This is a genomic window from Hydrogenophaga sp. (assembly GCF_026125825.1).
Taxonomy (GTDB): domain Bacteria; phylum Pseudomonadota; class Gammaproteobacteria; order Burkholderiales; family Burkholderiaceae_C; genus Hydrogenophaga.
This window is the reverse complement of record NZ_JAHCKK010000047.1, coordinates 1-23,548: the sequence shown is the minus strand read 5'-3', so window position 1 is coordinate 23,548 and position 23,548 is coordinate 1. Positions and strand designations below refer to the sequence as shown.

Genomic DNA, 23,548 nt, shown 5'->3' with positions numbered 1-23,548 from the left:
GGCGGGCCTGCACCGGGGACGCTTCAGTCCCACCAGGGCAGGAGGCGCTTCATGGCAGCGACCTCGCCGCAGTGGTCGGTCGCATAGCCGGGCAGGGCGTTGAGGCGTTCCTGCCAGGCGCGGCTGCGCAGGCGCTGCAGCAGCCGCTGCATGGGAGCCTGCTCCAGCGCACTCTTGAGGCAGACCAGCAGGTAGCGTTCCTCGGTCAGTGGCACGAAGCCCAGGCCCTGCGCGCGCGCCGCGTACTCCGTGCCCAGGCCCACGTCCGCGCTGCCGCTGGCCACGGCCTGGGCCACGGCCGCGTGCGAGCTCTCCACGTTGTGGTACCCCACGATGTCCATCGGCAGCAGCGTCGCCTGGGCCAGCAGCTCGTCGAGCAGCAGGCGCGTGCCAGTGCCGATGGCGCGGTTCACGAAGCGCGCCTGCAGGCGCGAGACGTCGCCAATGTCGCGCAGGCGCAGCGGGTTGCCCGGCGCCACCATCAGGCCCTGCGAGCGGCGCGCGAAACCGATGATCTTGTGCAGGCCGGGCTTGAGCAGCGGCCGGTAGGCGCGCGCGCTCAGGCTGCCAGCGGCGGCAAAGGGCTGGGTGTGGAAACCCGCCAGCTCACAGCGCCCCTCGTTGAGCGCGCGGATCGCGTCCACGCTGCCGCAGAAACGGATGTCCATGTGCAGGGGTGGCGCGGCATGGCGGCCCTCGGTGGCCGCACCCGCGTGCTGCTGCAGCTCGGCCAGGGCATGGTCGTGGCTGGCATACAGCGTGATCACATCGCCCCCGCTGGCGTGCTGGCCTTCCTCGAAGGCCATGGCAAAAGCCCGTTCCAGTTCGGCGCGCAGGTTCTCCATCTGCGGCCCCAGGCGCGCCTGGGCCAGCCGCTCGGCCATCAGCAGGCGCTCGCCGAACGGCGTGAGGCGCGCGGCCTGCCCGCGTTCCCAGAAGATCAGCTGCTGGCCCAAACCCGCTTCCCAGTCCTTGAGCTGGCCCCACACATGGCGGTAAGACAGGCCCAGCTCGCGTGCCGCGCCCGAGATCGAGCCGCTGCTGCGCAGCGCGTGCAGCACGTCCATCATGGGGTTGCGCAAGAGAGCGGGATGGGACGAGCGCTCGGGCGTCGCAGGCGTCAGCGTGTAGGAGAGCTCGATCTTTCGCATGGATCGCTGAGTGTGCCCGAAACAGGGGGGGCAGCCCGGGCGCGGTGGCTTATGTCCGCGGGTTCATACCGCGTCATTACGTACTCTCAATTCCAGAGCGCGCACGTAAGCTTGGACGAACATATGAACACATTTTCCGACAGCCTGGCCACGGCGCTGCGGCTGATCCTCTCCGGCGACCCGGGCCTGTGGACGGTGGTGATGCGATCCCTGGCGGTCAGCGCCACGGCCTGCCTGCTCGCCTGCGGCCTGGGCCTGGTCATGGGCGCCTGGCTCGCGGCCGCGCGCTTTCCCGGCCGGGGCGCGGTGCTCACCGTGCTCAACACCTTTCTCGCCATTCCCTCTGTGGTGGTGGGCCTGGTCATCTACCTCTTGCTCTCGCGCTCAGGGCCGCTGGGGTTCCTGGGCTGGCTGTTCAGCTTCCAGGCCATGGTGCTCGCGCAGACGGTGCTGGTGCTGCCGCTGGTGACGGCGCTCACGCGCCAGGTGGTGGAAGACGCCGACCGCAGCCATGGCGAGCAGCTCTCGTCCCTGGGCGCGGGGCCTGCGTTGCGCAGCCTGCTGCTGGCCTGGGACGAGCGCTACGCCCTGATCACCGTGCTGCTGACCGCCTTCGGCCGCGCCGTGTCCGAAGTCGGCGCGGTGATGATCGTGGGCGGCAACATCGAAGGTTTCACGCGTGTCATGACCACAGCCATCGCGCTCGAAACCAGCAAGGGCGACCTGCCGCTGGCGCTGGGCCTGGGCGTGGTGCTGCTGCTCGTGGTGCTGCTGCTCAACGCCGGCGTGTCTCTGCTGAGCCGCTGGCGCGAGCGCGCCGACGGCGCGGCCCGCACGGCGCCCGCCCTGGTGGCGGCATGAAAGCGGGCCGGTGAGCGGGCTGCCCGTGACCGCGCAACGCGCCGTGGTGCCCACCGCCTGCTTCGAGCTGCGCGGCGTGCAGGTGCACCTGGGCCCGGCGGCGCGCCTGCAGGCCTTGACCGACGTGTTCCTGCGCATCGAAGAGGGCGAGCGCGTGGCGCTGGTCGGCGCCAACGGCAGCGGCAAGAGCACGCTCCTGCGCACCCTGCACGGCCTGCAGCGGCCCAGCGCGGGTGAGCTGCACACGCCAGCGCACCAGCGCGTGGCCATGTTGTTCCAGCGGCCGCACATGCTGCGCATGAGCGCGCGGCGCAACATCCAGCTTGGCCTGTGGCTGCAGGGCGTGCCTGCGCGCCAGACGCGCGCGCTGGCCCTGCAGGCGCTGGAGCGCGTGGAGATGGCCCACCTGGCCGAGCGCAGCGGGCGGGCGCTCTCCGGCGGCCAGCAACAGCGCCTGGCGCTGGCGCGCGCCTGGGCCCTGCGCCCGGCCGTGTGGCTGCTCGATGAGCCCACCGCCAGCCTGGACCCGCATGCCAAGCGCGAGGTGGAGGCGCTGATCGCCGAATTCACCGCCGCCGGCCAGCGCGACGTGAGCGGCCAACCCACCGGCCGCCCCACCACGCTGGTCTTCAGCAGCCACAACCTCGGCCAGGTCAAGCGCCTGGCCAGCCGCGTCGTCTATCTGGAGAAGGGCCGCCTGCTGGCGGACCTGCCCGTGAAGGATTTTTTCGACCACGATCTCCTGCGGTCTTTGTGCCCGCAGGCCCATTTGTTTGTCCAAGGAGAAAGCCTGTGAAAACGACCTTGCGCCACCTCACCCTCACCGCCGTGCTCGGCACCGCCGGCCTGCTGGCCAGCGCGGGCGTGTTCGCCCAGAGCATCGTGGTGGCTTCCACCACCTCCACCGAGCAGTCGGGCCTGTTCTCCTTCCTGCTGCCCGAGTTCAAGAAAGCCAGCGGCATCGACGTGAAGGTGGTCGCGCTGGGCACCGGGCAGGCGATCGACATGGCGCGCCGGGGTGACGCCGACGTGCTGTTCGTGCACGACAAGGTGGCCGAAGAGAAGTTCGTCGCCGACGGCTTCTCGGCCAAGCGCCAGGAGGTCATGTACAACGACTTCGTGTTGATCGGCCCCAAGGCCGATCCCGCCAAGACCAAGGGCAACGACATCGTGGCTGCCCTCAAGAAGATCGCCAGCACCAACACCGAGTTCATCTCGCGCGGCGACAAAAGCGGCACGCACGCGGCCGAGCTGCGCTTCTGGAAGATGACCGATACCGACGCCAACAAGGGCACGGGCTACAAGGAATGCGGCTGCGGCATGGGGCCCGCGCTCAACATCGCCGCCAGCAGCGGGGGGTATGTGCTGTCGGATCGCGGCACCTGGCTCAACTTCAAGAACCGCGCCGACCTCGCGGTGCTGGTGGAAGGCGACAAGCGCCTGTTCAACCAATACGGCGTGATGCTGGTGAGTGCGGCCAAGCACCCGCAGGTCAAGACGGCCGAAGGCCAGAAGTTCGTCGACTGGGTCACCGGCCCGGCCGGGCAGGCGGCCATCGCCGGCTACAAGATCGGCGGCGAGCAGCTCTTCTTCCCCAACGCGGCGAAGTGACGCGCGATGCACCGCGCCAGCCCGATGGCCCTTGCCCTGGCCACGCTGATCGGCTGTGCCTCTCCTGAGATGGCGCCGATGAAAGAGCCGCTTCAGGTCTATGCCGCTGGCAGCCTGCGCGAAGTGCTGACCGACATCGCCCGCGAGCACGAAACGCGCACCGGGCAGAAGATCGCTCTGACGTTCGGTGCCTCCGGCCTGCTGCGCGAACGCATCGAGAAAGGCGAGGGCGCGATGGTGTTCGCCTCGGCGGATACCCAGCATCCCCAACGTCTGGCCGCCTCGGGAAGCTGGGCGCCGCCCACCGTGTTCGTGCGCAACAGCCTGTGCGCGCTGACGCAGGCGAACGTGGACGCCACGCCGCAGACCTTGCTGGCCACCTTGCTCAGCCCGGCGGTGAAGCTCGGCACGTCCACGCCCAAGGCCGATCCGTCCGGCGACTACGCGTGGGAGCTGTTCCGCAAGGCCGAACAGGTGCGCCCTGGCGCCTATGCCGCGCTCGACGCCAAGGCCCTCAAGCTCACCGGCGGCGCGGATTCGCCCAAGCCCCCTGCGGGCCAGGGCACGTATGCCTGGGTCATGGATCAGGGCCAGGCCGATGTGTTCCTGACCTACTGCACCAACGCCGTGGCATCGCAAAGAGAGGTCCCGCGCCTGAAGGTGGTGCAGCTGCCGCAGGCGTTGCAGGTGGGTGCGTCGTATGGCCTGACGGTGCGGCAGGGCGCGCCGGCGCAGGCCGAGGCCTTTGCCATGGCCCTGCTGGCACCGGCCGCGCAGGCCACGTTCGCGCGTTACGGCTTTGCAAAACCCTGAGCATGCCCATCCTCGCCGGCGCGATCTGCTGATCGCCGCCGGCCTGCCCGCGTTCGAGACCGGTCAGGCCACGAAGCGGTAGCCGATGCCGGTCTCGGTGACCAGGTGGCGCGGCATCGAGGGCTGCGCCTCGATCTTCTTGCGCAGGTTGGCCATGTGCACACGCACGTAGTGCGAGTCCTCCAGGTGGCCGGGTCCCCACACGGCCTTGAGCAGCTGGGCGTGCGTGATCACGCGGTCGGGCTGCGAGGCCAGGTGCGTGAGCAGTTTGTATTCGATGGGGGTGAGGTGCAGGGCCTGGCCCGCGCGCTCCACCACGCGGCGCACCAGGTCGATGCGGATGTCGCCGAACTCGATCAGCGGCGCGCCGCCCGGCGTCTGCTGCTGGTGGCGGCGCAGCTGGGCGCGCACGCGCGCGCCCAGTTCGCCCGCGCCGAAGGGCTTGACGAGGTAGTCGTCCGCCCCCGCGTCGAGCGCGGCGATCTTGCTGGCCTCGGCGCTGCGCGCAGAGAGCACGATCACCGGCATCGCCGACCACTGGCGCAGCTCGCGGATGAGGTCCACGCCGTCGCCATCGGGCAGGCCCAGGTCCAGCACCACCAGGTCGGGCCGGCGGGTGCCGGCCTCGATCAGGCCGCGCTGGTAATTTTCGGCCTCGTGCACGGTGTGGCCTTCGGCCTCCAGCGCCAGGCGCACGAAGCGCCGGATGTGGGCTTCGTCTTCGACGATCAGGATCTGGCTGCCGGCGGTGCTCATGGCGGGGGCGCGTCCTCGGTGTGCGTGCCCAGGTCGGCGGGCGGCGTGCCCCGGGGCAGGGTGATGACAAAGCGCGCGCCCTCAACGGTACCGCCCGCTTCGCGGTTGTGGCCCTCGATGGTGCCACCGTGCGCCTGCACGATGGCGCGGCAGATGGCCAGCCCCAGGCCGACGCCGGGCAGGGCGCTCTCGCGCTGGCCGCGCTCGAACTTCTCGAACACGCGGGCCTCGTGTCCCTTGGGCAGGCCCGGGCCGTGGTCGTCGAGCAGGATCACCACGCTGTCGCTGCGCTCGCGCGCCGAGATCTCGATCGCGCTGCCAGGCGGCGTGTACTTGGCGGCGTTCTCCAGCAGATTCACCAGCACGCGCTCGAACAGCACCGTGTCCAGGTGCAGCAGCGGCAGGCCGTCGGGCAGGTCCACGCGGATGTCGCGCTTGCCCAGCAGCGGCCCGCAGGCGGCCAGTGCGCTGCCCACCACCTCTTCCAGCGGCTGCCAGGCGCGGTTGAGCTGCACCGCGCCGGCCTGCAGGCGGGCCATGTCGAGCAGGTTGTTCACCAGCGCGTTCATGCGCTGCGCCGATTGCCGCATCGCACCGGCCACCTCGCGCTGCGCCGGGCTGAGTGCGGGCGGTGTGAGTTCGAGCGCCTCGGCCAGGCCCACCAGCGAAGCCAGGGGCGTGCGCAGGTCGTGCGAGATCGCCGAGAGCAGGGAGTTGCGCAGCCGCTCGGACTCGATCTGCACCGTGCTGCTCTGTGCCACCTCGATGTAGTGGATGCGCTCGAGCGAGATCGCCAGCAGCGAGGCCCCTGTCTGCAGCAGGCGGCGCTGCTCGATGCCCCAGGGGCGCCCCCCGGGCGGCTCGATCACCAGCACGCCGCGCACCCGCATCGGTGCTTTGAGGGGCAGCACCAGGCAGGCGCTGGCCGGCAGGGTGTCGGTGCCGCGCCCGGCTTCCTCGCCGCGCTCGAAGGCCCATTGCGCCACCGCGCTGTCCACCGGCGCGCTGCCGCCCTCCAGGGCCTGGAGCCGGTCGTGCTCGTCGGCCACCAGCAGCGTCGAGCGCGCGCCGAACTCGCCGGTGAGAAAACGCGCGCCGATCTCGGCCACCTGCGTGGGCAGCAGCGCCGCCGACAGATCGCGCGACATCTCGTACAGGCTGCGCACGCGGTGCTCGCGCAGGGTGGCCGCCTCGGCCTGCTGCTTGAGGCCGGCGGTGAGCTGGCCCACCACCAGCGCCACCACCAGCATCACACCGAAGGTGACGAGGTATTCCACGTCGCTCACCGCGAAGTTGTGGAAAGGCGGCACGAACAGGAAATCGAACAGCCCCACGCCCAGGAAGGCGGCCAGCACCGCCGGGCCGCGGCCCAGCGCCAGCGCCACGCCCACCACCACGAGCAGGAACAGCATGACGATGTTGCTGCGCTCCAGCACGTCGCGCAGCGGCAGCGCCAGCAGGGCCATGAGCAGGCAGGTGGCAGCGGCCCCCAGGTAGCCGCGCCAGCGGCCTTCGGCCGGCTCGGGGCGCACGCTGGGTGGGGCGTCGGCGCGCGCCGCGGGAAGGGCGATCTGCATCACGTCCAGGTCGTCGGCGCGCTCGGCCACGTGCTCGGCCAGGCTGCGCTGCCAGGGCCAGCGGCGCTTGCGCCGCCGGCCGAGCACCAGGCGCGCCAGGTTGTGTTCGCGCGCGTGGCGCACCAGCGCGGTGGCGGCGTCGGTGGAGGACAGCGTGGCGGTGGTCGCGCCCAGCGATTCGGCCAGGCGCAGCGTGCGCTGGGTCGCCTCGGCCATCGGATGGCCCGGCGTCTCCACATGCACGGCCTGCCAGGAGACGTCGAGCTGCGCGGCCATGCGCGCCGTGCTGCGCACCACCTTCTCGGCGTGCGCGCCCGGCCCCACGCCGGCCAGCAGGGCCTCGCGGTTGGGCCAGACCGGCTTGTCCGCGCCGCCGCGCCGGTAGGCGCGCATCTCGTCGTCCACCCGGTCGGCGGTGCGCCGCAGCGCGAGTTCGCGCAGTGCCAGCAGGTTGCCCTTGCGGAAGAAGTTGGCCGCCGCGCGCTCGGCGCGCTGGTCGTCGCCGTGGGGCAGGTAGACCTTGCCGGCCTTGAGGCGCTCCAGCAGTTCGTCGGGCGGCAGGTCGACCACCACCACCTCGTCGGCACCGTCGAAAAAGCGGTCCGGCACGGTCTCCCAGACGCGGATCCCGGTGATGCCGCTGACGATGTCGTTGAGGCTCTCCAGGTGCTGCACGTTCATCGTCGACCAGACGTCGATGCCGGCCACCAGCAGCTCCTCGGCGTCCTGCCAGCGCTTGAGGTGGCGCGCGCCGGCCACGTTGCTGTGGGCCAGCTCGTCGAGCAGCACCAGTGCCTGGCCCGGGTGCTGTGCACCAAAGGCCAGCGCGGCGTCGAGGTCGAACTCGTGCAGCTGGTGGCCCCGGTAGGCCACGCTGCGCAGCGGCAGGCGGGGCAGGCCGCGCGCCAGGGCTTCGGTGTCGGGCCGGCCGTGCGTTTCCACCACGCCGATGGTCACCGGCGTGCCCTGCGCCAGGGCCGCGCGCGCGGCCGAGAGCATGGCGTAGGTCTTGCCCACGCCTGCCGAGGCCCCGAAGAAGATCTTCAGGCTGCCCCGGCGCGCGCGGGCCTCTTCCTGCTGCACCCGCTCAAGCAGGGCATCCGGGTCGGGGCGGGAGGGTTCAGACATGGGGTGGCGGGGCCGGCGCCTCAGGAGGGCTTGCGCGGTTGGGTGGCATTGTCACCCGAGTGGCGCCTGCGTGGCCGGGGGCGCCGCGCCCCGCGCGCCACCAGCCCCCACGCCATCAGCAGGGGCAGGAAGATGGCGCCCAAGGCGATCAGGGGCTCCAGCCAGCCGCCGCTCATGGCCGCAACGCGTCGAGCGCGAGGTTCAGCGCCAGCACGTTCACGCGCGCTTCGCCCAGGAAGCCGAACAGGCTGGTCTCGGTGTGCTGGTCCACCAGCGCGTTCACCGCATCGGGGGCCAGGCCCCGTGCGCGCGCCACGCGGGCCACCTGGTAGCGCGCGCCAGCCAGGCTGATGTGCGGGTCCAGCCCGCTGGCCGAGGCGGTGATCAGGTCCACCGGCACCGGCGCCGCGTTGTCCGGGTCGGCCGCGCGCAAGGCGTCGATGCGGGCCTTGGCGGCCTCGGCCAGCGCGGGGTGGTTGGGGCCGAGGTTGGAGCCGCCGGAGGCACTGCCGTTGTAGGCCATCGGCCCGGTGGCCGATGGGCGGCCCCAGAAGTGCCCGGCCTGGGCGAAAGGCTGGCCGATGAGCGTGGAGCCCACGGCCTGGCCCTCGCGCTCGATCAGGCTGCCGTTGGCCTGGTGGGGAAACACCGCCTGCGCCACGCCAGTGACGACGAAGGGATAGAGCAGGCCGGTGATGAGGCTCAGCAGCACGAACAGCACGAGGGCGGGCCGCCATACCGGCTCGACATCGGGGGAAGGGGTGGTGGGATTCATGAAAGTTCCTTGGTGGTTCAGACGAAACCGATGGCCGAGAGCAGCAAGTCGATGGCCTTGATGCCGATGAAGGGCACCACGATGCCGCCCAGGCCGTAGAGGGCGAGGTTGCGGCGCAGCAGCGAGGCGGCCCCGACCGCGCGGTAGCGCACGCCCTTGAGCGCCAGGGGAATGAGCACGACGATGATCAGCGCGTTGAAAATCACCGCCGACAGGATGGCCGAGTCGGGGCTGGCCAGCTGCATCACGTTGAGCGCCGAGAGCTGCGGGTAGGTGGTGACGAAGGCCGCAGGCACGATCGCGAAGTACTTGGCGATGTCGTTGGCGATGCTGAAGGTGGTGAGAGAGCCGCGCGTCATCAGCATCTGCTTGCCGGTCTCCACGATCTCGATCAGCTTGGTCGGGTTGCTGTCGAGGTCCACCATGTTGCCGGCCTCCTTGGCTGCCTGGGTGCCGGTGTTCATGGCCACGGCCACGTCGGCCTGGGCCAGCGCGGGCGCGTCGTTGGTGCCGTCGCCCGTCATCGCCACCAGCCGGCCCTGCGCCTGGTGTTCGCGGATCAGCTTGAGCTTGGCTTCGGGCGTGGCCTCGGCCAGGAAATCGTCCACCCCGGCCTCGGCGGCGATCGCCGCGGCGGTGAGTCGGTTGTCGCCGGTCACCATCACGGTCTGGATGCCCATGCGGCGCAGCTCCGCGAAACGTTCCTTGATGCCGCCCTTGACCACGTCCTTGAGCTCGACCACGCCGAGCACGCGGTCGCGGTCGCACACCACCAGGGGCGTGCTGCCGCGGCGCGAGACCTCGTCCACCGTGGCCTGCACGTGCGACGGGAAGGCGCCGCCGAGCGAGGCCACATGCCGGCGGATCGCATCGGCCGCGCCCTTGCGCAGCGAGCGGCCCTTGCCATCGGGCGACTGCAGGTCCACCCCGCTCATGCGCGTCTGCGCAGTGAAGTGAACGAAGCTCGCACCCAGGGCCTCCACCTCGCGCTCGCGCAGCTGGAACCGCTGTTTGGCCAGCACCACGATGCTGCGGCCCTCGGGCGTCTCGTCGGCCAGCGAGGCGAGCTGCGCCGCGTCGGCCAGCTCGGCCTCCTTGATGCCGGGCGCCGGCAGGAAGGCGCTGGCCTGGCGGTTGCCCAGCGTGATGGTGCCGGTCTTGTCCAGCAGCAGCACGTCCACGTCACCGGCGGCTTCCACCGCGCGGCCCGAGGTGGCGATCACGTTGGCCTGCATCAGCCGGCTCATGCCGGCCACGCCGATGGCACTGAGCAGGCCGGCGATGGTGGTCGGGATCAGGCACACCAGCAGCGCCACCAGCACCACCAGGCTCACCGGCTGGCCCGCGCCGCTGGCCTGCACGCCGAACGACGAGAACGGCAGCAGCGTGGCGACCACACCGAGGAACACGATGGTCAGCGCCACCAGCAGGATGGTCAGCGCGATCTCGTTGGGCGTCTTCTGGCGCCGGGCGTTTTCCACCATGGCGATCATGCGGTCCACGAAGGTCTCGCCCGGGTTCACCGTGACACGCACCACCACCCAGTCGGACAGCACGCGGGTGCCGCCGGTCACGGCCGAGAAGTCGCCTCCCGATTCACGGATGACCGGGGCCGATTCGCCGGTGATGGCGCTTTCGTCCACCGAGGCCACGCCGTCGATCACCTCGCCGTCGGCTGGCACCGTGTCACCGGCCTCGACCAGCACCACGTCGCCCTTGCGCAGCTCGCCGGCCTCGATCGGAAGCCATGCCAGGGACGTGCGGGGCACGTGCCGGTCGTACTGGGCATGGCGGTCCAGCCTCTTGGCCCAGGTCTGCCGCTTGAGGCCGCGCAGCGCGGCGGCCTGCGCCTTGCTGCGGCCTTCGGCCAGGGCCTCGGCGAAGTTGGCGAACAGCACGGTGAACCAGAGCCAGAGCGCCACCGCGATGGTGAAGCCCTCGGGCCGGGCGATGGCAAGCGCCGTGGTGAACGCGCTGCCCACATAGACGACGAACATCACCGGGTTGCGGCGCTGCACGCGGGGGTCGAGCTTGCGCACGGCATCGAACAGGGCCGGGCGCACCAGCGCCGGGTCGAACAGGGTCAGGGTTGTGCGGGTCATGGTGATGCTTTCAGCGGGCCCACAGCAGCAGGTGGTCGGCCACCGGGCCGAGCGCCAGCGCGGGCACATAGTTCAAGAGGCCGACCAGCAGCACGGTGCCGATCAGCAGGGCCACGAACAGCGGGCCGTGGGTGGGCAGGGTGCCGTCGGTGGCGACCGCGCGCTGCTTGGCGGCCAGCGACCCGGCCATGGCCAGCACCGGCACGATCACCCCGAAGCGGCCGAACGCCATGGCCAGGCCCAGCAGCACGTTGTAGAACGGCGTGTTGGCCGACAGGCCGGCGAAGGCGCTGCCGTTGTTGTTGGCCGCCGAGGTCAGGGCGTAGAGCACCTCGGTGAAACCGTGCGCCCCCGGGTCCTGGATGCCGGCGCGCCCGGCGTCGGCCATCACCGCCACCGCCGTGCCCACGAGCACCAGCAAGGGCGTGACCAGGATGGCGATGGACACCATCTTCATCTCGTGCGCCTCGATCTTCTTGCCCAGATAGGCCGGCGTGCGGCCGATCATGAGACCGGCGATGAACACCGCCATGATGGCGAACACCAGCATGCCGTAGAGGCCCGCGCCGACGCCACCGAACACCACCTCCCCCAGCTGCATCAGCACCAGAGGCACCATGCCGCCCAGAGGGGTGAAGCTGTCGTGCATGGCGTTGACCGCGCCGCAGCTCGCGGCGGTGGTGACCACCGCGAACAGGCTGGAGGCGTTGATGCCAAAGCGCACCTCCTTGCCCTCCATGTTGCCGCCCGACTGCAGCGCACTGGCGGCCTGGTCGGCGCCGAGCGCGGCCAGCACCGGGTTGCCCTGCTGCTCGAAGGTGGTGGCCGCGACCACGAAGGCGACGAACAGCACCGTCATCGCGGCCAGCACCGCGCGGCCCTGGCGCGGGTCGCCCACCATGCGGCCGAACACGAAGCACAGCGCGGCCGGGATCAGGAAGATCGCCAGCATCTGCACGAAGTTCGACAGCGCCGTGGGGTTCTCGTACGGGTGCGCCGAGTTGGCGTTGAAGAAGCCGCCGCCGTTGGTGCCCAGCATCTTGATCGCCAGCTGCGAGGCCACCGGCCCCATGGCCAGGGTCTGCGACGCACTGCTGTGCGCTTCGGTGAGTGCCGGCTGGCCGTCGGTGCCGGGGGTCGAGGTCTCCCAGCTGACGGTCTCCACCGTCTTCACCTCGGCATAGGGCGAGAGGTTCTGGATCACGCCCTGGCCCGCGAAGAACACCGCCAGCACCAGCGACAGGGGCAGCAGCACCCACAGCGTGGCGCGGGTCAGGTCCACCCACACGTTGCCGATGGACTGGGCCGAGTGGCGCGAGAAGCCGCGCACCAGCGCGACCACCACCACGATGCCGGTGGCGGCCGAGAGGAAGTTCTGCACCGTCAGGCCCAGCATCTGGGTGAGGTAGCTCATGGTGGACTCACCGCCATAGCCCTGCCAGTTGGTGTTGGCCATGAAGCTGATGGCCGTGTTGAAAGCCGAATCGGGCGTGACCGCGCCGAAGGCCTGCGGGTTGAGTGGCAGCGCGCCCTGCAGGCGCTGCAGCGCGTACAGCGCGAGCAGGCCCAGGCCGTTGAACACCATCAGGCCCAGCGCATAGCGCAGCCAGCCGGACTCGCGATCGGGCCGCACGCCGGCCAGGCGCCACAGCGGCGCCTCGATGCGCCGCCCCAGCGTGAATCGGCCGGCCATCACCGCGTCGATCCCGCGCGCCAGCGGCCAGGCCAGCGCCAGCAGCAGCGCGAGGAACACCGCCAATTGAAGCCATGCCATCGCGCTCATGAGAAGTCCTCCGGCCGCAGCAGCACGGCCACCAGATAGATCAGCAGCCCGCCCGAGAGCACGGCCGCCAGCAGGGTCCAGCCGCTCATAGGAAGACCTCCGCGCGGTGCGTTGCGGTGTGAGCAGGCCCGCGGCGGCCCGGCGCGGCGCTCATGAGCGCCTCCCGCCAGTGGGTTGCAGGCGCTGGCACGCCAGTGCCAGGCCCCAGATGAGCAGGCCGCAAGCGGCGGCCAGCCCGAGGTAGATGAAGTCCATGGGGTTCTCCGTTCAAGACAGTCCACCGATGCTAGGAACGGGGGCGTCAAGACGGGCGCAAGACTGCGCAGGGCGGTATCAAGAAAGCATCAAGGCGCGCGGTTGGGCCTGTCGCATTTATGGCCTATGCTGGCGTGGCGCGCCTCCACACTGGCCAGGCGGGCCTTTTTCAATGGAATCAAGGAGAACACCATGGGATTTTTCAGCAACATCCTCGAGAAACTCGGCATGTCCAAGGCCGCGCAGGCGCCTGTCATCACGCCGCCGGCCGCACCCGCAGACGCTCCAGCGGCCGCGCCCGCACCGGCCGCAGCGCCTGCCGTCGCGTCGATCACCATGGTGGACGTGATGGCCCTGATGGAGAAGAAAGCGGCGGCCAACCCGCAGAAGCTGAACTGGAAGACCTCCATCGTCGACCTGCTCAAGCTCCTGGAGCTCGACAGCAGCCTCGAAGCGCGCAAGGCGCTGGCCAAGGAGCTCTATTGCCCCGATGAGCTGATGGGCGATTCGGCCAAGATGAACATGTGGCTGCACAAGAATGTGCTCGCCCACATCGCGGCCAACGGCGGCAACGTGCCCAAGGAACTGTTCAGCTGATCGGCCCCACGCCACCAACGACAACGCCCCGCTTGCGGGGCGTTGTCGTTTCAGACTCGGGGCATGCCCCGCCACAGCGGGGCCGTGGCGCAGGCTGGGGGCCTCAGGGCACGATGTTGAGCTGGTACAGCGCGTAGAAGTTCGCGTACTCACGCCCCGCAACGTCTCGCGCCGAGAGGTGCAGGCCATTGAGGCGCGAGCCCGCGGCGAAGCCAGGGCCGCCGTTCAGGCAGTGGTCGTCCGACATGCTCTGCTGCGAGCAGGCCACCATCGCCCGGCGGGCCGTCGATCGCACCTCGACCGAGTCGGTGAAATTGGCGTTGCTGCCGGTGCGCGGTGAGCGGCCAAACATCGTGATCTGCGTGGGAGGCAACTGGCCCGTGCCCACGGTCCAGCCGTCGCCGCCGCTCTCCGTGGCGATGTCGCCGGTGTCCCCGTCCACGAACACGATCTGCCCGGCATCCTGCCCCCCGGCGGGCTCGGTGCCCGACCGGATCTCGGCGACCAGCCCCGGCGTCAGCTGGGCGAGACCCTGCGTGCGCAGCTCCGCGATGGTGAGGGCGCGGGCGCGGCTCTTGTAGTACTGCACTTCCGGCACCGTGGTGTCGTCCTGCGGCGTGGCCGGGTCGTCGACGTTGAGGTAGTACTCGAAGCGCCAGCTGCCCTGCGACGTGGCACTGGCCAGGCTGGCCTCGGTGCGGTCCGGGTCGGCCACGAAGAACAGCGTCGTGTCCACGGTGCGCGGATGCGGGCGCGAGGTGTTGCCGTCCACATACTCGCTGCGCAGGCGCACGAAGCTGGTGGCCGAGACCACCGGCCCGGGCTTGACCAGGCCGAGGAAGCTGGAGTTGCCACTGGGCTGCAACGTGAGCACCGCACCGGTGGGCGTGGTCACGACGACGCGGTTGAACAGCGGGCCCAGGTTGCCCGGGCGCTGGCGGTTGGCGATGTCCAGCACGTAACCGGTGCTGAAGTAGTCGTAGGCTTCCTGGCCCAGGCTGATGAAATTGCGCCGCTGCTGATAGGCCGCCACGCGGCCGGGGAAGCGGTACTGGTTGCCGATCAGGCGCAGCTTGCCGTCGACCGTGCTGGGGCGCAGCACGAAGCTGTCGTAAGACTCGCCGCCGTCCGGGCTGGTGGTCTTGTAGCCGATGACGATGTCCTTGTCGGCGTTGTCGCGGGTGAACTCGTAGTTGCCCTGGCTGAACACCACGCCCACCGCGTTGGGGTTGAACAGGCTGGCGAAGGCACCGGTGCTGCTCACCGTGCCACCGTTGTTCCTGAACTGGGCGGGGTCGTTGTTGTGGAACACATCGAGGCAGGCCGCCGCGAGCACGGTGCTGGGCGCGGCCGCGCGCTGGTTGGCCGGCAGCGCATAGCAGGCGGTCAGGGCCTGCAGGAACTGGCTGATCTTCGCCGAGGTGCCTTCGGCGATGAGCTTGCCCGGGTCGATCGCCGGCAAGGGCGTGACCGTGGTCGTGGCGCTGTTGAAGCTCAGGCTGACCGGCTGCTGCCCATCGGGCACTTCCTGCTTGACCGAGATTTCGATGTTGGTCGTGGTCGAGCTGGCCGGCAGGAAGGTGATGTTGACCGAATCCAGCAGGCGGTCGTAGCCGGTGCCGTCGGTGCTGAAGCTGCCGGTCAGCGGGTTGAAGCCGCTCGTGCTGGTGGCCGTGAGCAGCGGGGCCAGGATGGTCTGCACTTCCGTCACGGTGTCGGCCACGGCCTGGGGCGAAATGACCGCGTTGCCCGCAGCCAGCTCGCTGGCCAGCTTGCCGGGGTCACCCGAGGGTGACAGGCGCGATGCGATGAGCGTGGTGATCGGCGTGATGTTGGCGGTGGTCGCCGTGGCCGATGCGATCACGCTCACCAGGGTCTGCGTGGCCCCGTTGGCGTCGGTGCGGGTGGCCACCAGCACGAAGGGCGCCACGGCCGCCGGGTCGAGCGAAATGCTGTAGGTGCCGTCCGCGCCGACGGGCTGGCTCTGGCCCACGGTGACACCGCGGCTGTCCACCACGGTGATGACCGCGCCCGTGAAGGCCGCACCCGTGGCGGCCACGCCGCTGGCGGTCAGGCCCGCCGGGGCGACGACGGAGCCGCCGCCGGCGCCCGAGTTGACGCTGCTTCCGCCGCAGCCGGCCAGCGCCAGCATCAACATGCCCGCCAGGGCATACCGTCTATGGTTGTTTCGCATGCAATCTCCAAATGTTCGTAGGTCGTTGGCCGGGGATCCCTGGACCCAGGCCAAGGGGATTGGAGGTCTGAGGGCGACAAATTGCATCCCATGAACATGGGATTCGGGGCATGGCGGGCCGCCCCGGTGTGCCGCTTTGCACATAACGCACCGGCTTTCTGGGTATGCTCGACGAGCCCCGCGCGCAATGTGTCCAACCCGCGGGACGCTGGAGACCGATCCCGATGTGGCGTGTTCTGATCGTCGAAGACGACCCCGAGATGCGCAGTTTTTTTGAGTCCTGCGTGGCCCGCTCGCCGGCCCTCGCGCTGGCCGCTTGCGTGGGCACGGTGGCGCATGCCAGGGACTTCCTGGCCCGCCCAGGCCCGGCTGTGGACGTGCTGCTCACCGACCTCGGCCTGCCCGACGGCTCCGGCCTGGAACTCATCCACCTGGTGCGCCAGACCCACCCCGCCTGCGAGACCCTCGTCATCTCCATGTTTGGCGACGAAGACAACGTGCTCTCCAGCATCGAAGCCGGCGCGCTGGGCTACATCCACAAAGACGCCGCGCCCGACGACATCGCGCAGACCATCCTGGACATGAAGGCAGGGGGGTCACCGATCTCCCCCATGATCGCGCGCCGCGTGCTGGCCAAGTACGCCACGCGCCAGGCCAGCGAGGCCGCGCCCCTCGTCCCGCCACCGGCGGTCGCGCCGCCCCCGCTCGAACACCCGCCCCTGTCGCGCCGCGAGCAGGAGGTGCTTGGCCTGATCGCGCGCGGGTTCTCTTACCAGGAAATCGCCCACCTGCAGGGCGTGAGCATGCACACCGTGCAGGCGCACATCAAGAGCCTGTACAGCAAGCTGGCCGTGCACTCCAAGATGGAGGCGGTGTTTGAAGCCACCCGCATGGGCATGCTGCCCCGGCATGACTGAGGGCAGGGTGCGGCGCTGGCTGGTTGGCCTGGGCCTGGCGCTGGGCCTGGCAGGGCCGCTGCACGCCGACGGCCCCGGCGAGCCGGACCGGCGGGCGCTGGAATTGCGCGAGGCGCGGGCCACGATCATGGTGGACGGCCAGACCCAGCAGCGCCAGCTCAGCCTGCCGTACCACTGGGACCGCCACAACCCCGGGCGCGCCGGGCGGGCCACCTTCGAGCTGGACTTCACCTTGCCCGAGGCGCCCGACGAACCCTGGAGCCTCTACCTGCCCCGGCTCGGCAATGCCTACGAAGTCTGGCTCAACGGCATGCTGGTGCAGCACGAGGGCGACATGCTGCAGGCCAACGGGGCAGACTATGGGCAGGTGCCTCGCATCGCGCCGCTGCCCGCGGGCCTGCTGCAGCGCGACAACACCCTGCACGTGCGGGTGCGCGCGGACGTGGGGCGCCGCGGCGGGCTCTCCACCGTCTGGATCGGGCCGCGAGCGCTGGTGGGCGCGAAATACGCCGAAGCCCATCGCTGGCGCGTGACGGGCTCGATGGTCGTGGTTGGCTTCAGCCTGCTGGTCGGCCTGATCTCGCTGTCCTTGTGGGTGACTCAGCCCGACCTCTCCAACACCGTGCGACAACAGCGCGACCCGCTGTACCTCTATGCCGGCCTGGCCGAACTGTGCTGGGCCGTGCGCGTCGGCGACGCCCTCATTGAAAACCCGGTGCTGGCCTGGCCCTGGTGGGGCGTGGTGCCGGTGGTCGCCCTGGCCGTGTGGGGCTGGAGCATGGGGCTGTTCTGCATGAACGTGGCGCGCTGGGACCACCGGCCAGCCGGGCGCCTGATGGCCCGCTGGCTGACGGCATTGATGCTGGCCAGCGGCCCCATGGCGGCCTGGGCCCTGGGCTTTGGCCAGCCGCAGGCCCTCACCGCCTGGTATGCGGCGCTGGGCCTGACCTTTCTGCTGTTCGGCGCCACCTTCATGGCGCAGGCCCTGCGCGGTGCCAGCACGCCTCACCGCGTGGTGGCGCTGGCGGTGCTGCTCAACGTGGCGGTGGGATTCCGCGACCTCTACGTCTTCCGCATCAACCCCACCTACGCCGACAGCAGCCTCATGCGGTACTCGTCGGTGGTGTTCGGCCTGGGGCTGGTCTACATCGTCCTCGAGCGGTTCCGGCGGGTGTCGGCCCAGGTGCGCGACCTGCTCAACACCTTGTCCGCGCGGGTCAGGGACAAAGAGCGCGAACTGGCCGAGAGCTACCGGCAGGTGGAGCAAATGGCGCGGGCGCAGGAACGCACCTCCGAGCGGACCCGCATCCTGCGTGACATGCACGACGGCGTCGGTGCCCACATCAGCTCGGCGATCCGGCAGCTCGAATCGGGCCGCTCCAGCCAGCAGGAACTGCTCCAGACACTGCGCGACTCGCTGGATCAGCTCAAGCTGTCCATCGACGCCATGAACCTGCCGCCGGGCGACGTGACCGCCCTGCTGGCCAACCTGCGCTACCGCCTGGAGCCACGCCTGCACGCCAGCGACATCGAGCTGCGCTGGGCGGTGGACCTGATCGAACCCGTGCAACGGCTGGATGCCGGCGCGATGCGCCAGTTGCAGTTCATGGTGTTTGAAGCCCTGTCGAACGTGCTGCAGCACGCCCAGGCGACAGAGCTCCGCATCGAAGCCGCTGCCGCCGGGCCGGATGTGCGCTTGCGCATCGTGGACAACGGCCGCGGGTTCGACGCCACCGTGGCATGGCGCAAAGGCCTGCTTGCCATGCGGGAGCGCGCCCGCGCCATCGGCGCGGAGCTCTCGCTGCAAAGTGCGCCGGGGCGCACGGTGGTCGAGATTCAACTCCGTCGCACCTGACCCCCTCACCGCCGCCGCGTCCGCCTTCGGGCCACCACCACCCGCACGCACTTTCACGGCGGCGATTGATCCTCGTCAATGGCCCGTGGCCCCTTCTGCCGGATGCTGTGGTTGAACCTTCACCAGGAGAGCGCCATGCGTCCACGAATCCTTGCTTCCACATGCCTTGCCCTGACGATCTCCGGTTGTGCCATGGGCCAGAACCCCAACACCGCGCAAGCTCAGCCCGCTCCCCACCCACCCGGCCGTGGGCCCATGGCCGCCGCCCCGGCGCCCGGGACACCGCTCACACCCGAGGCCCTGGAAAGGCAGGAAAAAGCCATGCAGGACATGCACCAGCGCATGCTGGCGGCCAAGACACCGGCGGAGCGCGCCGCCCTGATGGACGAGCACATGAAACTCATGCAGTCGGGCATGCACATGATGGGCCAGATGCGCGGCAGGGGCGGGATGATGGGCATGCGCGAGCCGATGGAGCGGCGCATGGACATGATGGAGCACATGATGCAAATGATGGTGGATCGCGAGGCCACCGTGCCCCCCAGGTAAGCACCCGAGCGATCCCTACAGGGGCGCAGGCCGAAGGCCCGACGCCGTTCAACCCGCCAGATTGCGGAAGAAGTAGCGCGCCAGCGCGATCCAGAAATCACCCCCGGCGTGCTGCTGCCACAGCAGCGAAATGTCTGCGAAGCCCTTGTGGAAGATCATCGCGAACATGCCCATGAGGCCCAGGATGCCCACCGCCTGCAGGGCGGTCTTGAAGCGGGCGTCGGGGTCTTTCTGCATCGGTCGAATGATACTTATCGGCGCGCAGGACCGAGCGGGCCCAGCTCGACAGGCTTCACGCCCATCGTCGCGCAATGCCGGCGGTAGTCCGCGATGCGGTCTGCGGTGGTGATCCGCTGCAGCACGCTGTGGTGGGGCCCGAGGTACTCCACGCTGCCCTTGACGACCACGTGCACCAGGAGTTCTTCGTCACCTGTGGCCTCCCACCAATCCACGTTGCCCGCAGGCTCGTGGATGTAGTCGCCCGCGCGCACGACGCGGCCGTCATTGAGCCGGCGCTCGCCCCTCAACGTCAGGGCGTGCACCTCACCGGTGTGCCGATGCAGCCCCAGGCGCACACCCGGCGTGAGGCGCATCAGCTCCACCCAACCTGCGCCGTCCGGCAGAAACTCAATGGGAAGCGACCATTTGCCCTCACCCTCGGGAATCCAGGCATCCAGGGCCGCACGGCGCATGGCCGTGGCCACGATGACATCGGCGAGTTCCATGGAAGGGCCTTTCATTCGTCGGGGTGCTGATGACGGAATTCCTGCGTCCTGCCGCCGAAGCCATAGGCGGAGGCCCGCACGTCTTGCACGTACACATAGCTTTCCGTGTGCAGCGGGCCCAAGAGGCCTTCAAACAACTCGAACGCCTCGGCCACATAACGAGCCTTCTCGGCCTTGGTGTTGGTCTCGTCGACCACCTTCACATCGAAGTAGAAGCTCGCCTTCTCCAGCTCGGCCAGCGACTTGCCGGCGATGTGCCAATCGTGTGGGTCGACATAGGCGATCACCACGGCGGTGAGATCGCGACGCTTGCCCAGCACGCGGCTGGTCAGTTCAAGCAGCGCCTCTGTGATGCGCGCGGAAAGCTCGGGCGTGCGGTGTGCCGAGACCTTGACATTGAGAATGGGCATGGCGGGTTTCCTTTGTGATGTGGTGGCCCTGACTTTAGGAAGAGCGACCCTGCCCGGAAACCTGCCGGAGCGACAATTGGTTTTGCTTGAGACGCAAAGGCACGCGCGGTGCCTCTTCGCCTCCAGCATTAGTTTTGCTGGGGTTGGACAGGATGCCGAGATCAAACTGGAAACCTTCCTTCTTGCTGAGTACTTGCTGAGCCCTGTGCACCGCGCGGGCTCAGAAAGTTTGAGCTAGCGACTAAGAAAGCCCCCGAAGTTCGAGGCAGTGTGCCTCGTGTCGTCAGACAGCGATCTCACGCCGCTGGCCTTCGATGTGCGGCGCGAGGGGGCGTGTATGGCTTCGGTGCACGGCAGACGCAACTTGGGCGACCACAAACGTTTCGGCCGAGATCCAGCCCATTTGCAGAAATAAATGTCTCCACCAAGCCAAGCAGGTCACATCTTTCTTGAAATAAGCGATGCGAGCAGACCGGTCAAGTCACATTCATGCTAGCTTCAGCACCAGAGACAGCAGGAGAAAGATCCATGGGCGGCCGCGTTCACTCTTCCCCGTCATTTGGCGGTGACTGTCATTGGGTATTTGCAAAGGCGTTGGAGCCGATCTGGGAATAAGTGAGCACGACACCTCCCAGGTGCGTCTGCTGTTGCGCCGCTTGGTTGAAATCAACGCCTTATCAGGGGATCAACAATGACAGTCGACAGCATCGCTCGCTCCGTTGCCAAGTTCATGCCGTCAACCATGCCGTTGTTGAAAGCAAGCTATCGCGCTAGCGAGCGCATGCTGAGTTCACTCGCGGAGACTTGGCCTTCGATCGTGCGAGCACGGACCGAACGAATCACCATCGCAATTACTGCCCACTGCAACTTGCGGTGTAAGGGCTGTCGATATGGACGGGACTTCATGCCAGGAGCGCAGCTCCCTTTGAAAATCGTCGAGCAGTTGCTCGAAGATGCAGCCGCCGCCAAGGTCCCTGCCGTCCGCCTTTATGGCGGCGAACCGTTGCTGCACCCCGATGTGGTCAAGATGGTGGAGACCGCCACCCGTCTCGGCGTCGGTTGCTACATCACGACCAATGCACTGACGTTAGACAAGCGAATCAAGGAACTGCATGCTGCAGGCCTACGCAAAATCACGGTTGGCTACTACGGGGAAGGAAGTGCATTTGACGAGTACGTCCAACGGCCTGGCCGCTTTGAGCGTCTGATCGAAAGTCTTGAAAATACCCGAAAGATGTTTGGGCCAGACGAGCTGGAGATTCAGTTCAATTTCCTGCTCAGCCGTCGCTCAGCAAGCATTGAGTCCGTAGACGAGATTGTCCGGTTTGCAGACCGCTTCAAGGGCCGAATTCACATCGATATTGTTCATTACTCGCTACCTTATTTCCAGGAAGGTGAGGACCGTGAGCTTCAGTTCACTCCGAGCGACGAGGCCGCGCTTGAGCAAGTTACCCGTCACCTGCTCGCGCTTAAAGCCTTACGACCTGAGTTGTTGACCGAATCTGCGGTTGCGATCGCATCTCTGGCGGATTGGGCGCTGAAGCAGGAACAGATGCGAATTCCTTGCGATGCGCGCAAGCTGCTCTGGGTTGGTGCAGACGGCAGCGTCATGCTCTGCTACGTAACCTTTCCCCTTGGCAATCTGCACGAGAAGCGGCTCAGCGAAATCATCTACTCGAAAGCCCACCATGAGGCTGCCCAGGACGCCTTCAAACTCAACTGTCCCAATTGCCATTGTGAAGCCGCCTCGAGAATAGAAAAGCACGCGCCGAGCTATCGCAAGTATGTTGCCGAGGCGCGCAGCCGGCTCGGTGCTGGTGGATGAGGGCCACAAGGCGGAAGGTGAAAACGACCTCTGCTTCGTCATGATCCGCGTCGCTCATCTGCTCCCGACCATGGAGATCGGCGGCCGTGAGCGGATCGTCTCCGACCTGTGCCGCACCGCACCCAGCCTGGGCATCGACCCGGTCTTGATTACCTATGATCCGCCGACTGAGGGGTACTCGCAGATCGATGCACCCGGTGTACCGGTCATCGGTCTGGATCGCCGTGAAGCTGCCTTTCCCGATCGGTTGCGCACGGTTCTGGAGAAGCAAAACGTCCATGTGTTGCATGCACAGGGGCACATCTCAGCTGCGCTGGCCGCGGGATCGTTACACCATGTGCCGATGTTGGCCACCATGCACATAGCGCTCGGCTCGGGCTGGCGTTGGCTGGTGCCGATCATTCGGGGGCTTCGCGCTGCGGACCGATTAACCGCAGTGTCAGAGGATCTCGCTCGTCGCTACGGCTACCTCGTACGGCGCCAGATCGAGGTGATTCCGACCGGCGTTGATCTAGAGCACTTTTCGCCGTCACCCAGATGCCGAAACGCGGTCACTCCCTTCACCGTTGGCGTTGCAGCGAGGCTTCATCCAGTCAAGCGTCTGGACGATGCTGTCGCCGCAATGCAAATTCTGAAGGGGCGCGGCCTGAGTTGCCGTTTGGTAATTGCGGGGGAGGGGCCTTGCCGCGGGCATATAGAGGCGCTCTCAGTTGGCTTGGACGTTGAACTGCGCGGGCCTGTCGTAGACATGCCGGAGTTCCTACGCAGCCTCGATGTGTTCCTTTTGCCGTCGGACCATGAGGGCACCCCGGCGGCCTTGCTCGAAGCAATGGCTATCGGATTGCCTTGCATCGCGACACGAGTCGGCGGCATGCCTGCGCTGCTTGGTAGCGCGGGTGTACTCGTCCCTCGTCGCCATCCGCATGCCATCGCCGATGCGGTTGAGCACTTGCTTGGCAACCCAAGTCTGCGTGTGGAGCTTGGAGAGGCGGCGGTGCAGCGTGCGATCTCTCATTCCATGACGTTCCAGGCACGCGCTTACGCAGGCCTCTACGATCAGATTTGCACAAGAACTTCCGGCCTGCGAGCTGTCTGTCAACGCAACGCCTGAGGAAGCGCGCGCGGATGGCACCGCGCTGATCAAGAGTCCACGCAAGCTGCCGCAGAAACTCTACGAGTCGCTGACCTGGAATCGAGGCGCCGAAATGGACGCTCACGTGCATTTCACGGTCGACACCGACATCCAGTTCTACTTCTGCGCTCCGCAAAGCTCGTGGCACTGCGGTTTGCAGGTCGAACACCTTCATGGTCGGCGAATGTATAACCATCATGTGCTGCCGATCGCACCGTCGGGCAACATGAAATGCGGCTGCCGTGAACCGTCGCTGCTCGCCAACATTTTTCAAAGATCAGCATCGTTGTCCAAGTGCAGGCCCGCGATTCTTGCTTCTATCTATTGAGTACTTTCATCGTATTGATGTAAAGTCTCCCCCGCTCACGAAAAAGGTGAGCCGGGCTTGAGAACCCGAGAACTTTGTCGCGGCCCTGAAGGCCGCTGTAACCCGCTTAAACAGCGGCCTTCTTCGTTCGTGCATGCTTATTGGTGGCTCGGACGGGAGGTCGCAAGGCCTGCCGGTTTTCGCGAGAAAGTTCCCGGTTCTCAA

General features: G+C 68.1%; 22 protein-coding genes and 1 pseudogene. 11 read left to right on the top strand and 12 right to left on the bottom strand.

Annotation, left to right across the window (positions count from 1 at the left end; translation table 11 throughout):
- Positions 1-23 precede the first annotated feature (23 nt).
- Positions 24-1,151 (bottom strand): substrate-binding domain-containing protein, encoded by a 1,128-nt coding sequence (locus KIT86_RS15290; RefSeq protein WP_297399837.1) that lies wholly within the window; start codon positions 1,149-1,151, stop codon positions 24-26.
- Positions 1,152-1,274: 123 nt separating this feature from the next.
- On the opposite strand from KIT86_RS15290, the gene KIT86_RS15285 reads away from it, so the two are divergent.
- From KIT86_RS15285 to KIT86_RS15270, 4 genes are all read left to right on the top strand, one after another.
- A complete protein-coding gene (locus KIT86_RS15285; RefSeq protein ID WP_297399835.1) occupies positions 1,275-2,012 on the top strand; it encodes an ABC transporter permease in 738 nt (245 codons plus the stop codon).
- Between the two features lie 67 nt (positions 2,013-2,079).
- A complete protein-coding gene (locus KIT86_RS15280) occupies positions 2,080-2,808 on the top strand; it encodes an ATP-binding cassette domain-containing protein (protein WP_297399866.1) in 729 nt (242 codons plus the stop codon).
- 32 nt (positions 2,809-2,840) lie between these two features.
- Positions 2,841-3,623: a substrate-binding domain-containing protein gene (locus KIT86_RS15275; RefSeq protein ID WP_297399864.1), complete on the top strand. Its 783-nt coding sequence runs from the start codon at positions 2,841-2,843 to the stop codon at positions 3,621-3,623.
- A 6-nt stretch (positions 3,624-3,629) separates the two neighbouring features.
- Positions 3,630-4,436 carry a molybdate ABC transporter substrate-binding protein gene (locus tag KIT86_RS15270; protein WP_297399833.1) on the top strand — a complete coding sequence of 269 codons (807 nt, stop codon included), beginning with the start codon at positions 3,630-3,632 and terminating at the stop codon, positions 4,434-4,436.
- A gap of 63 nt (positions 4,437-4,499) precedes the next feature.
- On the opposite strand, the gene kdpE is transcribed toward KIT86_RS15270, so the two are convergent.
- Genes kdpE through kdpF form a run of 7 tightly spaced genes read right to left on the bottom strand, consistent with a single transcriptional unit; the run spans position 4,500 to position 12,646 of the window.
- On the bottom strand, positions 4,500-5,192 hold the full coding sequence (gene kdpE / locus KIT86_RS15265) for a two-component system response regulator KdpE (protein WP_297399831.1): 693 nt from the start codon (positions 5,190-5,192) through the stop codon (positions 4,500-4,502).
- Entirely contained in the window at positions 5,189-7,897 is a 2,709-nt protein-coding gene (locus KIT86_RS15260; protein ID WP_297399829.1) for a DUF4118 domain-containing protein, read from the bottom strand. Before KIT86_RS15260 ends, kdpE begins: the two co-directional genes overlap by 4 nt.
- A gap of 20 nt (positions 7,898-7,917) precedes the next feature.
- Positions 7,918-8,073: a hypothetical protein gene (locus KIT86_RS15255; RefSeq protein ID WP_297399827.1), complete on the bottom strand. Its 156-nt coding sequence runs from the start codon at positions 8,071-8,073 to the stop codon at positions 7,918-7,920.
- Positions 8,070-8,672 (bottom strand): potassium-transporting ATPase subunit KdpC, encoded by a 603-nt coding sequence (gene kdpC, locus KIT86_RS15250; protein WP_297399825.1) that lies wholly within the window; start codon positions 8,670-8,672, stop codon positions 8,070-8,072. Before kdpC ends, KIT86_RS15255 begins: the two co-directional genes overlap by 4 nt.
- 17 nt (positions 8,673-8,689) lie before the next feature.
- Positions 8,690-10,774: a potassium-transporting ATPase subunit KdpB gene (kdpB, locus tag KIT86_RS15245; protein ID WP_297399824.1), complete on the bottom strand. Its 2,085-nt coding sequence runs from the start codon at positions 10,772-10,774 to the stop codon at positions 8,690-8,692.
- A gap of 10 nt (positions 10,775-10,784) precedes the next feature.
- Entirely contained in the window at positions 10,785-12,557 is a 1,773-nt protein-coding gene (gene kdpA, locus KIT86_RS15240; protein WP_297399822.1) for a potassium-transporting ATPase subunit KdpA, read from the bottom strand.
- On the bottom strand, positions 12,554-12,646 hold the full coding sequence (kdpF, locus tag KIT86_RS15235; RefSeq protein WP_297399820.1) for a K(+)-transporting ATPase subunit F: 93 nt from the start codon (positions 12,644-12,646) through the stop codon (positions 12,554-12,556). The genes kdpA and kdpF overlap by 4 nt, the downstream gene beginning before the upstream one ends.
- A 358-nt stretch (positions 12,647-13,004) precedes the next feature.
- On the opposite strand from kdpF, the gene KIT86_RS15230 reads away from it, so the two are divergent.
- Positions 13,005-13,409 (top strand): DUF3597 domain-containing protein, encoded by a 405-nt coding sequence (locus KIT86_RS15230; RefSeq protein WP_297399818.1) that lies wholly within the window; start codon positions 13,005-13,007, stop codon positions 13,407-13,409.
- Between the two features lie 103 nt (positions 13,410-13,512).
- Here KIT86_RS15230 and KIT86_RS15225 read toward each other — a convergent pair whose 3' ends face one another.
- Positions 13,513-15,603: an Ig-like domain-containing protein gene (locus KIT86_RS15225; RefSeq protein ID WP_297399816.1), complete on the bottom strand. Its 2,091-nt coding sequence runs from the start codon at positions 15,601-15,603 to the stop codon at positions 13,513-13,515.
- A 224-nt stretch (positions 15,604-15,827) separates the two neighbouring features.
- Between KIT86_RS15225 and KIT86_RS15220 the strand changes: the two genes are divergently transcribed.
- From KIT86_RS15220 to KIT86_RS15210, 3 genes are all read left to right on the top strand, one after another.
- Positions 15,828-16,520 carry a response regulator transcription factor gene (locus tag KIT86_RS15220; RefSeq protein ID WP_297399814.1) on the top strand — a complete coding sequence of 231 codons (693 nt, stop codon included), beginning with the start codon at positions 15,828-15,830 and terminating at the stop codon, positions 16,518-16,520.
- Positions 16,513-18,375, top strand: coding sequence for an ATP-binding protein (locus tag KIT86_RS15215; protein ID WP_297399812.1), 1,863 nt, complete (start codon positions 16,513-16,515; stop codon positions 18,373-18,375). The genes KIT86_RS15220 and KIT86_RS15215 overlap by 8 nt, the downstream gene beginning before the upstream one ends.
- A gap of 135 nt (positions 18,376-18,510) precedes the next feature.
- Positions 18,511-18,924, top strand: coding sequence for a hypothetical protein (locus KIT86_RS15210; RefSeq protein WP_297399810.1), 414 nt, complete (start codon positions 18,511-18,513; stop codon positions 18,922-18,924).
- A gap of 48 nt (positions 18,925-18,972) precedes the next feature.
- Here KIT86_RS15210 and KIT86_RS15205 read toward each other — a convergent pair whose 3' ends face one another.
- The 3 genes from KIT86_RS15205 to KIT86_RS15195 are packed head-to-tail and all read right to left on the bottom strand — an operon-like array spanning position 18,973 to position 20,059.
- A complete protein-coding gene (locus KIT86_RS15205) occupies positions 18,973-19,161 on the bottom strand; it encodes a hypothetical protein (protein ID WP_297399808.1) in 189 nt (62 codons plus the stop codon).
- A 14-nt stretch (positions 19,162-19,175) separates the two neighbouring features.
- The gene (locus KIT86_RS15200; RefSeq protein WP_297399806.1) at positions 19,176-19,649 is read right to left on the bottom strand and encodes a cupin domain-containing protein; all 474 of its coding nucleotides are present in this window, start codon (positions 19,647-19,649) and stop codon (positions 19,176-19,178) included.
- An 11-nt stretch (positions 19,650-19,660) separates the two neighbouring features.
- Positions 19,661-20,059, bottom strand: a complete 399-nt coding sequence (locus KIT86_RS15195) for a 4-oxalocrotonate tautomerase family protein (protein ID WP_297399804.1) — start codon at positions 20,057-20,059, stop codon at positions 19,661-19,663.
- A gap of 691 nt (positions 20,060-20,750) precedes the next feature.
- Here KIT86_RS15195 and KIT86_RS15190 point away from each other — a divergent pair.
- The 3 genes and pseudogenes from KIT86_RS15190 to KIT86_RS15180 all read left to right on the top strand — a co-directional run.
- A complete protein-coding gene (locus tag KIT86_RS15190; protein ID WP_367185443.1) occupies positions 20,751-21,884 on the top strand; it encodes a radical SAM/SPASM domain-containing protein in 1,134 nt (377 codons plus the stop codon).
- On the top strand, positions 21,871-22,995 hold the full coding sequence (locus KIT86_RS15185; RefSeq protein WP_297399802.1) for a glycosyltransferase: 1,125 nt from the start codon (positions 21,871-21,873) through the stop codon (positions 22,993-22,995). Before KIT86_RS15190 ends, KIT86_RS15185 begins: the two co-directional genes overlap by 14 nt.
- 22 nt (positions 22,996-23,017) lie before the next feature.
- Positions 23,018-23,161: pseudogene (locus tag KIT86_RS15180) on the top strand (IS30 family transposase); the annotation flags it as partial.
- Positions 23,162-23,548 lie beyond the last annotated feature (387 nt).